This window comes from Streptomyces sp. NPDC054849 (assembly GCF_053610945.1).
On sequence record NZ_JBSGZI010000158.1, the window covers coordinates 1 to 11,628 of the forward strand.

General features: G+C 71.0%; 9 protein-coding genes and 5 tRNA genes. 9 read left to right on the top strand and 5 right to left on the bottom strand.

Going from position 1 to position 11,628, the window contains the following annotated elements; translation table 11 throughout:
* Nucleotides 1–28: 28 nt before the first annotated feature.
* Nucleotides 29–102 (bottom strand) — tRNA-Asp (locus ACWGIF_RS36580).
* A 69-nt stretch (nucleotides 103–171) separates the two neighbouring features.
* A complete protein-coding gene (hrpA, locus tag ACWGIF_RS36585; protein ID WP_453504031.1) occupies nucleotides 172–4,104 on the bottom strand; it encodes an ATP-dependent RNA helicase HrpA in 3,933 nt (1,310 codons plus the stop codon).
* Between the two features lie 162 nt (nucleotides 4,105–4,266).
* Here hrpA and ACWGIF_RS36590 point away from each other — a divergent pair, with 162 nt between their 5' ends.
* The 3 genes from ACWGIF_RS36590 (at nucleotide 4,267) to ACWGIF_RS36600 (ending at nucleotide 6,336) form a co-directional block, all read left to right on the top strand.
* Nucleotides 4,267–4,656, top strand: a complete 390-nt coding sequence (locus ACWGIF_RS36590; RefSeq protein ID WP_453504033.1) for a hypothetical protein — start codon at nucleotides 4,267–4,269, stop codon at nucleotides 4,654–4,656.
* 61 nt (nucleotides 4,657–4,717) lie between these two features.
* The gene (locus ACWGIF_RS36595; RefSeq protein WP_453504034.1) at nucleotides 4,718–5,485 is read left to right on the top strand and encodes a DsbA family protein; all 768 of its coding nucleotides are present in this window, start codon (nucleotides 4,718–4,720) and stop codon (nucleotides 5,483–5,485) included.
* Nucleotides 5,482–6,336 (top strand): cytochrome c biogenesis CcdA family protein, encoded by an 855-nt coding sequence (locus ACWGIF_RS36600; protein ID WP_453504035.1) that lies wholly within the window; start codon nucleotides 5,482–5,484, stop codon nucleotides 6,334–6,336. Before ACWGIF_RS36595 ends, ACWGIF_RS36600 begins: the two co-directional genes overlap by 4 nt.
* A gap of 38 nt (nucleotides 6,337–6,374) precedes the next feature.
* Here ACWGIF_RS36600 and ACWGIF_RS36605 read toward each other — a convergent pair.
* The 3 genes from ACWGIF_RS36605 to ACWGIF_RS36615 all read right to left on the bottom strand — a co-directional run bounded on the left by ACWGIF_RS36605 (nucleotide 6,375) and on the right by ACWGIF_RS36615 (nucleotide 6,659).
* Nucleotides 6,375–6,451, bottom strand: a tRNA-Phe gene (locus ACWGIF_RS36605).
* Between the two features lie 22 nt (nucleotides 6,452–6,473).
* Nucleotides 6,474–6,547, bottom strand: a tRNA-Asp gene (locus tag ACWGIF_RS36610).
* A 39-nt stretch (nucleotides 6,548–6,586) separates the two neighbouring features.
* Nucleotides 6,587–6,659, bottom strand: a tRNA-Glu gene (locus ACWGIF_RS36615).
* 104 nt (nucleotides 6,660–6,763) lie between these two features.
* Between ACWGIF_RS36615 and ACWGIF_RS36620 the strand changes: the two genes are divergently transcribed.
* The 6 genes from ACWGIF_RS36620 to ACWGIF_RS36645 all read left to right on the top strand — a co-directional run bounded on the left by ACWGIF_RS36620 (nucleotide 6,764) and on the right by ACWGIF_RS36645 (nucleotide 11,461).
* Complete coding sequence (locus ACWGIF_RS36620; protein ID WP_453504037.1) at nucleotides 6,764–7,114, top strand: metallopeptidase family protein; 351 nt, start codon at nucleotides 6,764–6,766, stop codon at nucleotides 7,112–7,114.
* The gene (locus ACWGIF_RS36625) at nucleotides 7,111–7,596 is read left to right on the top strand and encodes a fluoride efflux transporter FluC (RefSeq protein ID WP_453504038.1); all 486 of its coding nucleotides are present in this window, start codon (nucleotides 7,111–7,113) and stop codon (nucleotides 7,594–7,596) included. The genes ACWGIF_RS36620 and ACWGIF_RS36625 overlap by 4 nt, the downstream gene beginning before the upstream one ends.
* The gene (gene crcB / locus ACWGIF_RS36630) at nucleotides 7,593–7,976 is read left to right on the top strand and encodes a fluoride efflux transporter CrcB (RefSeq protein WP_453504040.1); all 384 of its coding nucleotides are present in this window, start codon (nucleotides 7,593–7,595) and stop codon (nucleotides 7,974–7,976) included. The genes ACWGIF_RS36625 and crcB overlap by 4 nt, the downstream gene beginning before the upstream one ends.
* A gap of 86 nt (nucleotides 7,977–8,062) precedes the next feature.
* On the top strand, nucleotides 8,063–8,614 hold the full coding sequence (locus ACWGIF_RS36635) for a hypothetical protein (protein ID WP_453504041.1): 552 nt from the start codon (nucleotides 8,063–8,065) through the stop codon (nucleotides 8,612–8,614).
* Nucleotides 8,615–8,910: 296 nt separating this feature from the next.
* Nucleotides 8,911–11,016, top strand: a complete 2,106-nt coding sequence (locus ACWGIF_RS36640; protein WP_453504043.1) for a DEAD/DEAH box helicase — start codon at nucleotides 8,911–8,913, stop codon at nucleotides 11,014–11,016.
* 372 nt (nucleotides 11,017–11,388) lie between these two features.
* Nucleotides 11,389–11,461 (top strand) — tRNA-Lys (locus ACWGIF_RS36645).
* Nucleotides 11,462–11,628: the final 167 nt, after the last annotated feature.

Sequence of the window (11,628 nt, forward strand, 5' to 3'; positions counted from 1 at the left end):
CCTGAGGATGCGGGCCCTGACGTTTCTGCGAACCTGACGGGACTTGAACCCGCGACCTCCACCTTGACAGGGTGGCGAGCTAACCAACTGCTCCACAGGTCCTTGATTTGCGGCCGCTCGGCGGCTGCGAATCAGACTGTACCGCAGCTCAGGGGGTGCAGTCGAACCGGATCACGGGGCCGCCGCATCCACCGCCTTCACGATCCGCTTGTCGGAGACCGGGTACGCCGTCCCGAGCGCGTGCGCGAAGTAACTGACGCGCAGTTCCTCGATCATCCAGCGGATGTCGGTCACCGACGACGGGACGGGCCGGCCCTGGGGAAGCTGCTCCAGCAGCCAGGCGTACTCGTCCTGCATCTCGTGGACCTTCTGCATGCGCGTGGTGTCGCGCTGGACGCCCGTGGGCATCTGCTGGAGCCGACGGTCCACCGCCACCAGGTACCGCATGAGGTCCGGCAGCCTGCGCAGGCCGGTGAGGGTCACGAAGCCGGCCGGCATGAGGGCGGCGAGCTGCGTCTTGACGTCCTGGATGTTGGCGGCCAGGGCGAGGCTGCCGGTGGCCTTCAGGCGGCGCTCACAGGCCTGCCAGGCGGCCAGCACCTGCTGCACCTGGCTCACCGTCCGCACGGTCGTGTCCACCAGGTCGGCGCGGACGGCCTCGTAGAGCTTGCGGAAGCCCGCCTCGTCCCACGCCGGGCCGCCGTGGTCGGCGATCAGTTTGTCGGTCGCCGCGGTCGCACAGTCGTCGAACAGCGCCTGGATGGAGCCGTGCGGATTCCTGGACAGGGCCAGCTTCTGCTGGTTGGTCAGGTGGTCGGAGGCGAACTTCGCCGGATTGACCGGGATGTTCAGCAGGATGAGGCGCCTGCTGCCCAGCCACATCGCCTGCTGCTGCTCGGCCTCGGTGTCGAAGAGCCGTACGGAGACGGTCGCGCCCTCGTCCACCAGCGCCGGGTACGCCTTCACCGGCTGCCCGGCCCGCCGGGTCTCGAAGACCTTCGTCAGTGTGCCGATGGTCCAGTCGGTCAGCCCGGAGCGTTCCACGGACTCCCCGCCCGCCCGCTCGGCGGTGGCCGCGGCGGCCTTGGAGAGGGCTTGGCGCGCCTTGGGCTTCAGCTTGAGCCGCAGGGCCTCCAGGTCCTTGTCCTCGGCGAGGTTCCTGCGGCGCTCGTCGACGATCCGGAAGGTGATCTTCAGGTGGTCCGGGATCCGGCTGAGGTCGAAGTCCTCGGCCGAGACCGGGACCCCCACCATCCGCTGGAGCTCGCGCGCCAGCGTGAGGGGCAGCGGTTCCTGCAGCGGCACCGCCGTGTCCAGGAAGCGGCCGGCGAAGTTCGGTGCGGGCACGTAGTGCCGGCGGATCGGCTTCGGCAGCGAGCGGATCAGCTCGGTGACGACCTCTTCCCGCAGGCCCGGGATCTGCCAGTCGAAGCCCTCGTCGGTGACCTGGTTCAGCACCTGGAGCGGGATGTGGACGGTCACGCCGTCCGCGTCCGCGCCCGGCTCGAACTGATACGTCACCCGGAACTTCAGCTGCCCCTGCCGCCAGGTGTCCGGGTAGTCGGCCTTGGTGACCCCGGCCGCCTTCTCGGTCAGCAGCATCTCCCGCTCGAAGTCGAGGAGTTCGGGCTCCTCACGCTTCTTGTGCTTCCACCAGGAGTCGAAGTGCGCCCCCGACACCACGTGCGCGGGAATCCTCTGGTCGTAGAAGTCGAAGAGGGTCTCGTCGTCCACGACGATGTCGCGGCGCCGGGCCCGGTTCTCCAGCTCCTCCACCTCGGTGAGGAGCTTGCGGTTGTCGGCGTAGAACTTGTGGTGGGTCCGCCAGTCGCCCTCGACCAGCGCGTTGCGGATGAACAGCTCGCGCGAGACCTCGGCGTCGATCCGGCCGTAGTTGATCTTCCGCTGGGCGACGATCGGTACGCCGTACAGCGTGACCTTCTCGTAGGCCATCACGGCCGCCTGGTCCTTCTCCCAGTGCGGCTCGCTGTACGTGCGCTTGATCAGGTGCTGCGCCAGCGGCTCCACCCACTCGGGCTCCACCTTGGCGTTCACCCGGGCCCACAGCCGCGAGGTCTCCACCAGCTCCGCCGACATCACGAACTTCGGCTGCTTCTTGAAGAGCGACGAGCCGGGGAAGATCGCGAACTTGGCGCTGCGGGCGCCGAGGTACTCGTTCTTGTCGGTGTCCTTGAGCCCGATGTGCGAGAGCAGACCGGCCAGCAGCGAGACGTGGACGACCTGCTCGGGGGCGTCCGCCTCGTTGACGTGGATGCCCATGCCCTTGGCGACCGTGCGCAGCTGCGAGTAGATGTCCTGCCACTCGCGGATCCGCAGGAAGTTCAGGTACTCCTGCTTGCACATCCGGCGGAAGGAGGAGGAGCCGCGCTCCTTCTGCTGCTCGCGGACGTAGCGCCACATGTTGAGGAACGAGAGGAAGTCGCTGGTCTCGTCCTTGAAGCGGGCGTGGTTCTGGTCGGCCTGGGTCTGCTTGTCCGAGGGCCGCTCGCGCGGGTCCTGGATGGACAGGGCCGCCGCGATGACCATGACCTCGCGGACGCAGTTGTTCTTGTCGGCCTCGATGACCATGCGGGCCAGCCGCGGGTCGACCGGGAGCTGGGAGAGCTGGCGGCCCAACTGGGTGAGGCGCTTCGACGGATCCTTCTCCGCGGGGTCCAGGGCCCCGAGTTCCTGGAGCAGCTGCACGCCGTCGCGGATGTTGCGGTGGTCCGGCGGGTCGATGAAGGGGAACTTCTCGATCTCACCCAGGCCCGCCGCGGTCATCTGGAGGATGACGGAGGCCAGGTTCGTCCGCAGGATCTCGGCGTCGGTGAACTCCGGCCGGGCGTTGAAGTCGTCCTCGGAGTACAGCCGGATGCAGATGCCGTCGCTGGTACGGCCGCAGCGGCCCTTGCGCTGGTTGGCGCTGGCCTGCGAGATCCGCTCGATCGGCAGGCGCTGCACCTTGGTGCGGTGGCTGTAGCGGGAGATCCGGGCGGTGCCCGGGTCGATCACGTACTTGATGCCGGGGACGGTCAGGGAGGTCTCGGCGACGTTGGTGGCCAGGACGATCCGGCGGACTGTTCCCGCAGGGGGCCGCTGGAAGACGCGGTGCTGCTCGGCGTGCGAGAGGCGGGCGTAGAGCGGGAGCACCTCGGTGAAGCGAAGATTCCGCTTGTTCAGGGCGTCCGCGGTGTCACGGATCTCGCGCTCGCCCGAGAGGAAGACCAGGACGTCGCCCGGCCCCTCCGACTGAAGCTCGTCCACGGCCTCGCAGATGGCCGTGATCTGGTCGCGGTCGCTGTCGTCGCCCTCCTCCTCGAGGAGCGGCCGGTAGCGGACCTCCACCGGATACGTACGCCCGCTGACCTCGACGATCGGCGCGTCGCCGAAGTGCCGGGAGAAGCGCTGCGGGTCGATGGTCGCCGAGGTGATGATCACCTTGAGGTCGGGGCGCTTGGGCAGCAGCGTGGCGAGGTAGCCGAGCAGGAAGTCGATGTTCAGGGACCGCTCGTGGGCCTCGTCGATGATGATCGTGTCGTAGGCGCGCAGCTCGCGGTCCGTCTGGATCTCGGCGAGCAGGATGCCGTCCGTCATCAGCTTCACGAAGGTCGCGTCCTGGTCCACCTGGTCGGTGAAGCGGACCTTCCAGCCGACCGTCCGGCCGATCTCGGACTTCAGCTCCTCGGCGATCCGCTCCGCGACGGTGCGCGCCGCGATCCGGCGGGGCTGGGTGTGCCCGATCATGCCCCGGACGCCCCGGCCGAGTTCCATGCAGATCTTGGGGATCTGCGTGGTCTTGCCGGAGCCGGTCTCGCCCGCGACGATCACGACCTGGTGGTCGCGTATCGCCTCGGCGATCTCGTCCTTCTTCTGACTGACGGGGAGGTTCTCGGGATACGTGACCTCCGGCATCCGCGAGGCGCGACCGGCCAGTCGCTCGGCGGCCTTCGCGGCCTCCGCGGCGATCTCGTCGAGCACGGCCTGCTTGGCCTCGGGCTTGCGGATACGGCGGGCGCCCTCGAGGCGGCGGCCGAGGCGGTGCGCGTCACGGAGGGAGATCTCCCCGAGAAGCGTCTGCAGGGCGGCGAAGGAAGTAGACATACCTGATCGAGGATCTCACCTGGGCCCGCCGGGTGGCGAACGCATTTGTCGGGTGGACCCGTACCATTTCGGGACGAGTCCGTCGGCCGTACGAGTGAGAGGCAGCCCACCTTGTCCCGCCCCCGCCGTTTGGCCCGCGCCGCGTCGATGGTGTGGGCCGGCGTGACGGCGGTGCTCCTCGCGGTGCTGCTCCCGACCTCGTCCGCTCCCGCCGCCCCTGCGAAGGCCCTGCCACAAGCCCTGGTTCTGGCAGCGGCGTCGGCACCGGCGTCCGCGTCGGCCTCTGGATTCGGCGCGACTGCCAACCCGGGCTCCGTTTCCGCCGCCGCCTTCTCCGACGGAGGTGGTCCGGCCTGTGGGCCGGGGGCTCCCGACCACGACGGGCTTCCCGCCGTCCCGGCCCGTGCCCAGGGCGAGCACGGGCAGGTTCCGGCGGGGCGGCCGGTGCCCGAGGAGGGGAAGCCGCAGGGGGCGATGCCCGTACGGGCCGTCGTACGCGGCCCCGACCGGCCCGCCCCCGGCCCGGTGGAGCTGTCCGTGATGCGGGTCTAGGGCGTGTCGGCCACCGGTACCACCAGCCCCGCCCCACCACCAGCAGCACTGGAGCACCCGCATGTCCGCTTCCACTCCCTCCAAGCCCTCCAAGCCCTCCAAGAAGCCTGCCCCCCTCCTGTACGCCGCCGGGGTCGCCGTCGCCGCGATCACCCTCGGCCTCGTCTCCTGGCAGGCCACCGCGCCCGCCGGGAAGAGCTCCGCCGACCGATCCCCCGGCCGCTCCCCCGGGTCCTCCGCCTCGGCCGCGCCCCGGAACGACACCACCGCCGCGCTCCAGGCGCTGGCCCGCCGCGACTCCGGCGACAAGCTCGCGGTGGGCCGCGCCGACGCGCCCGTGGTGCTCATCGAGTACTCCGACTTCAAGTGCGGCTACTGCGGCAAGTTCGCCCGGGACACCGAGCCCGAGCTCGTGAAGAAGTACGTGGAGGACGGCACCCTGCGCATCGAGTGGCGCAACTTCCCGATCTTCGGCGCCGAATCCGAGGCCGCCGCCAAGGCCGCCTGGGCGGCCGGCCGACAGGACCGCTTCGCCGCCTTCCACGCCGCCGCGTACGCCGAAGGCTCGAAGGAGAAGGGCTTCGCCGAGCCGCGGCTCCTGGAGCTGGCCCGCGAGGCCGGCGTCCCCGACCTGGAGCGCTTCACGAAGGACATGGCGGGCGAACAGGCCGCGGCCGCCCTGAAGAAGGACCAGGAGGAGGGCTACCGCATCGGGGTCACCTCCACCCCGTCCTTCCTGGTCAACGGCCGGCCGATCGCCGGCGCCCAGCCGCTCGACGCCTTCACGCAGGCCATCGCCCAGGCGAAGGCAGCGGCGGCGCAGCAGTGACCGACATCGGATACCTGGCCGCCCTGCTGGGCGGCCTCCTCGCCCTGCTCAGCCCCTGCAGCGCGCTGCTGCTGCCGGCCTTCTTCGCGTACTCGATCGACTCCCCCTCACGGCTGCTGGCGCGCACCGGGATCTTCTACGCGGGCCTGGCGAGCACCCTCGTACCGCTCGGGGCGGCCGGCTCGTACGCGGGACGGTTCTTCCACGGCAACCGGGACCAGCTCGTCCTGGCCGGCGGCTGGCTGATCATCGCGCTCGGGCTCGCACAGATCCTCGGCCTGGGCTTCGCCTCGCAGCGGATCTCGGAACTGTCGGGCCGGATCCGGCCGACCACCGCCCTGTCCGTGTACGCGCTGGGCGCCGTCTACGGGCTGGCCGGCTTCTGCGCCGGGCCGATCCTGGGCAGCGTCCTGACGGTCGCGGCGGTCAGCGCCAGCCCGGTCTACGGCGGCCTGCTGCTCGCGGTCTACGCGCTGGGGATGGCCGTGCCCCTCTTCCTGATGGCCCTGCTGTGGGAGCGCTTCGACCTGGGCAGGCGGCGCTGGCTGCGCGGGCGGGCGTTCTCGGTGGGCCGCTTCGAGCTGCACACCACCTCGCTGCTGTCCGGGCTGTTCTTCCTCACGCTCGGCACCCTGTTCCTCGTCTACGACGGGGCGAGCGCGCTGCCGGGACTGCTGGACGTGGACGACTCGTTCGCGGTGGAGCAGCGGGTCCGGACCCTGGCCGGCGCGGTCCCGGACTGGGCGCTGCTCGGGCTGGTCGCCGCCGGGGCTGGGGCCGTCGGCCTGGTCCAGTGGCGCCGCCGGACGCGGGCGGAGGCCGAAGGCGCCGCGGAGATGACGGGGGACTGACCACAGAAGGCCCCGTCCGGTGGACGGGGCCTTCTTGATGGTGGCTGGGGCCGGGGTCGAACCGGCGACCTATCGCTTTTCAGGCGATCGCTCGTACCAACTGAGCTACCCAGCCACGAAACCGTTTCCGGCTTCAGCGATCCTGACGGGACTTGAACCCGCGACCTCCACCTTGACAGGGTGGCGAGCTAACCAACTGCTCCACAGGACCTTGCAGTGTGCGAGACCAAGTCTTGCACACGGTAATGCGTACCCCCAACGGGATTCGAACCCGTGCTACCGCCTTGAAAGGGCGGCGTCCTGGGCCACTAGACGATGAGGGCTAAAGGCCCGCCTGGGCGCTTTCCAGCGCGTCGGGGACGTGAGAAGCATATGGGATCCGGGGAGCTATCGCCAAAACGGTTTCCCCCGGAGCGACAATGGCCGGGTGCTGGAGATGACGCGCGAGGAGTTCGAAGAGCTCGTCGCAGAGGCCCTGGACCGGATCCCGCCGGAGCTGACGCGGCTGATGGACAACGTGGCGGTGTTCGTCGAGGACGAGCCGCCGACCGACGACCCCGAGCTGCTCGGGCTGTACGAGGGGACTCCGCTGACGGACCGCGGCGAGTGGTACGCCGGGGTGTTGCCGGACCGGATCACCATCTACCGCAATCCCACGTTGCGGATGTGCGAGGACCGGGAGAGCGTGGTCGCGGAGACGGAGGTCACCGTGGTGCACGAGATCGCCCACCACTTCGGGATCGACGACGAGCGGCTGCACGCGCTGGGGTACGGGTGAGCCGGCCGGTTCCCGGCGCGGAGGCGATCGACCCGGACGTCGACCTGCACGTCCCCGCGCAGCGCGCCGAGCCGCAGGGCCGGGTGCTCGCGGCGGTGGCCGCGGGCGGGGCGGCCGGAGCTTCGGCGCGGTACGGGATCGCGCTGCTGTGGCCGGCCGGGCCCGGGGCCTTCCCGTGGGCGACCCTGTGGATCAACGCCTCCGGCAGCGCGCTGATCGGCGTACTGATGGTCCTGATCAGCGAGCGCGGCCGGACGGCGCCGCATCCGCTGCTGCGGCCCTTCGCCGGGGTCGGGGTGCTCGGCGGCTTCACCACCTTCTCCACCTACGCCATGGACTTCTCCCGGCTCCTGGACGAGGGCGAGGCGGGGACAGCCCTGGCCTACGCCGGGCTCACGGTGGTCGCGGCGCTGGGTGCGGTGTGGGCGGGTGCCTCGGTGACCCGGTTCGCGGTCCGGGGGCGGCGGGTGCGCTCCCGTTGAACTGGCTGCTCGTGGTGGCGGGCGCGGTCGTCGGCGCGCCGCTGCGCTATCTGACGGACCGTGCGGTGCAGAAGCGGCTGGACGATCCGGATGCGGTCTTCCCCTGGGGCACGTTCGTGGTCAACGCGGCCGCCTGCCTGTTGCTCGGGATCCTGGCCGGCGCGGTGTTCGCCGGGGCGGCCTCCTCGCGGCTGGAGCTGCTGCTGGGGACCGGGCTGTGCGGGGCGCTGAGCACGTACTCGACGTTCTCGTACGAGACGCTGCGGCTGGCCGAGCGCGGACAGGGGTTCCTGGCCGCGGCGAACGTGGTGATGTCGGTGCTGGTGGGGCTGGGCGCGGTGCACCTCGGGTCACAGGCGGCGCGACAGCTGTTCGCGTGAGGGCGTGTCCCTTACGGGTCAGAGGGAGTTGGGCACATTGACCCGCTCATGCGGAACGCTCGCCCTCAGGCTCCGGAGGTGCCCCCGTGCGCCAGTTGTCCGCTTCCCTCCGACTGGCCGTCACCGCGCTCGCGGTCGCGGCGACGGCCGGATGCATGAGTGTCGGTGAGGACGCGGCGAAGCCCGGCCCCTCCTCCGCGGGGGACCGCCGCAGCGGGGCCGAGGCAGGCGCAGGGGCCGCCTCCGGCAGGGGCTCCGGGGTCCACGGCAACGGACACGGTGCGAAGGACGGTACGGGGAGCCAGGACGGCAAGCCCAAGGAGGACGGCAAGGCCTCCGGGGCGATCGGCGCCTCGCCCAGCCCGGGCGCCCCGAGCGGCCCGCCGGGGGTGCCCGTGCCGTCGGCGGGTCCGGGCGGCGGAGCGGGCGGGCAGGGTCCCCAGGAGCCCCCGGCGGGCGGTTCCGGCGGTGCGGGCGGCTCCGGCGGCTCCGGTGGAGCGGGCGGGCCTGGCGGCGGGCACCAGTCGGTCAGTCCGACTCCGGAGCCGCCGGCCACGACTCCCCCTGTGACGGAACCCACGCCGGCTCCGACCGTTCCGGAGCCCGAGCCCACCACCCAGCCGGTGCCGCAACCGTAGGCCCGACATCGGCCTCCGGGGTACGGCGGGTCCGACGGACCGGGAGCGTCTTCGCAGGTCAGAGACATTTTTCGGGGGCGACTTGCCAGACCCCGGGGAGGGTGCGTATGGTTATAGATCGTTTGATCCCATTGCCCGGCGCCGAATCCGAAGAGCGCCGTGTGGCGCGTACTCTCCCTAGCCGTGGCTGACCGCATTGAGGCGGTCGATTTGCGATTCACGGAGTTTGGGCGCGTGCCGAGACTCCGGAAGGTTTCGCATTTCGCATGTCCATTTCCAGTTCTGACCGTTCCGTCATGCCCGAGAACGACTCCAACGAGATCATCGACGCCGAGGCCCTCGTGGTCACCGAGGCCATCGAGGCCGCAGAGGCCGACGAGATCATCGAGGCCCTTGAGGCCGACGTAGCGGCCAACGGGTCCGACGAGTCCGACGAGTCCTTCGAGGACTCCGCCGACGACTTCGACGACGCCGACGCCGACGCTGACGCGGAGCCCACGATCACCTTCGGCGACCTCGGTCTGCCCGACGGCATCGTGCGCAAGCTCGCCCAGAACGGCGTCACCGCCCCCTTCCCGATCCAGGCCGCGACCATCCCGGACGCCCTGGCCGGCAAGGACATCCTCGGCCGCGGCCGCACCGGCTCCGGCAAGACCCTCTCCTTCGGTCTGCCGACCCTGGCCTCGCTGGCCGGCGGTCACACCGAGAAGAAGAAGCCCCGCGCGATCATCCTCACGCCGACCCGTGAGCTCGCGATGCAGGTCGCGGACGCCCTCCAGCCCTACGGCGACGTCCTCGGCCTGAAGATGAAGGTCGTCTGCGGCGGTACCTCCATGAGCAACCAGATCTACGCTCTGGAGCGCGGTGTCGACGTCCTCGTCGCCACCCCGGGCCGCCTGCGCGACATCATCAACCGTGGCGCCTGCTCCCTCGAGAACGTCAAGATCGCCGTCCTCGACGAGGCCGACCAGATGGCCGACCTGGGCTTCCTGCCCGAGGTCACCGAGCTGCTCGACCAGATCCCCGGCGGCGGCCAGCGCATGCTCTTCTCCGCCACCATGGAGAACGAGATCGGCACCCTGGTCAAGCGCTACCTGTCCAACCCCGTCACGCACGAGGTCGACAGCGCCCAGGGCAACGTCACGACCATGACGCACCACGTGCTCGTCGTGAAGCCGAAGGACAAGGCGCCGGTCACGGCCGCCATCGCCGCCCGCAAGGGCCGCACCATCATCTTCGTCCGCACCCAGCTGGGCGCCGACCGCATCGCCGAGCAGCTCGTCGAGGCCGGCGTGAAGGCCGACGCGCTGCACGGCGGCATGACGCAGGGTGCCCGTACCCGCGTCCTCGCCGACTTCAAGGACGGCTACGTCAACGCGCTCGTCGCCACCGACGTCGCCGCCCGCGGCATCCACGTCGACGGCATCGACCTGGTCCTGAACGTGGACCCGGCCGGCGACCACAAGGACTACCTGCACCGCTCGGGCCGTACGGCTCGCGCCGGCAAGTCCGGTGTCGTCGTGTCGCTGGCGCTGCCGCACCAGCGGCGCCAGATCTTCCGCCTGATGGAGGACGCGGGCGTCGACGCCTCGCGCCACATCGTCCAGGGCGCCGGCGCCTTCGAGCCGGAGGTCGCCGAGATCACCGGTGCCCGTTCGCTGACCGAGGTCCAGGCCGACTCCGCGAACAACGCCGCCAAGCAGGCCGAGCGTGAGGTCGCCGAGCTCACCAAGCAGCTTGAGCGCCTGTCGCGCCGTGCCGTCGAGCTGCGCGAGGAGGCCGACCGCCTGGTCGCCCGCTCCGCCCGTGAGCGCGGCGAGGACCCGGAGGCCGCTGTCGCCGAGGTGGCCGAGGCCGCCGAGGCCGAGGTCGCGGCTGCCGCCGCCGCCGCTGCCGCCGAGCTGGCCGCGCAGGAGCGCCGCGAGGAGCAGCGCGCCCAGCGCGACGACCGCGGCAACTTCGAGCGCCGCGACAACCGCGGGGGTGACCGCGACAACCGTGGCGGCGACCGTGGCGGCTTCCGCCGTGACGACCGCGGTGACCGCGGCGGCCGTCCGTCGGGTGGCTTCAACCGCGATGACCGTGGTGGCGACCGTGGTGGTTTCCGACGTGACGACCGTCCGTCCGGTGGCTTCCGCTCCGGTGGCGACCGCCCGTCCACGGGCAACGGCACGTACAACCGTGACGACCGCACCTCCGGCAGCGGCTTCCGCTCCGGCGGCGACCGTCCGTTCAACCGTGACCGTCGTGACGACCGTCCCTCCGGTGGCTTCCGCGCCGGCGGCGCCGGCGACCGTCCGTACGGCCGCCGCGACGACAACCGTCCGTCCGGCTCCGGTTCCACCGGCGGCTTCGGCGGCGGCCGTCGTGACGACAAGCCGCGCTGGAAGCGCAACGGCTGATCACAGCTGAGCTGAACCCCTGACAGGGCCCCCGCGACTCCGGTCGTGGGGGCCCTGTTCGTGCGTGGGACGCATGCAACGGTCAGATGGTGCCGGACGCCGCCACGCGCGCCGGCCACGGCCACGGCGCCCTCACGGCCGTACCGTCCGCCGCAGGACCCACGGCACCCCGTCGAACTGACGCTCGCTCCGCTGCCGCATCAGTGGACGAAGGGCGCCGATTCAGGGCCTCCGGGAACGTCACAGCCACCGGTGTCCCGTCCGCGCCCCGGCGTCCGGTGCGCCTGTGAAGTGACGGCGACAGGCCGGTCGGTCGATACCCGATCGGCTGAGCGGCGCTGTCCGGCTATGCTCTGGGGTGAGCACCCTGGAGGGCCATTAGCTCAATTGGCAGAGCAGCGGACTTTTAATCCGTTGGTTGTCGGTTCGAGTCCGACATGGCCTACCGCTCATGGGACGGAGGCGCAGCCTCCGTCCCGGCGCCGAGCGCCCCCGCCGGGTTTCGCCGGGCGGGGCGCGCGGGGGTTTGCGGGGGGGGGGGTGCCCGGGCGCGGACGGGCGGTGCGGCCGGTGTAGTATAAACAAAAGAAGCGGCCCGCGGAGTAATTATTG

Coding starts and splice junctions, on each gene's coding strand:
- hrpA (WP_453504031.1), bottom strand. CDS start 4,104: ATGTCTACTTCCTTCGCCGCCCTGCAGACGCTTCTCGGGGAGATCTCC.
- ACWGIF_RS36595 (WP_453504034.1), top strand. CDS start 4,718: ATGTCCGCTTCCACTCCCTCCAAGCCCTCCAAGCCCTCCAAGAAGCCT.
- ACWGIF_RS36640 (WP_453504043.1), top strand. CDS start 8,911: ATGCCCGAGAACGACTCCAACGAGATCATCGACGCCGAGGCCCTCGTG.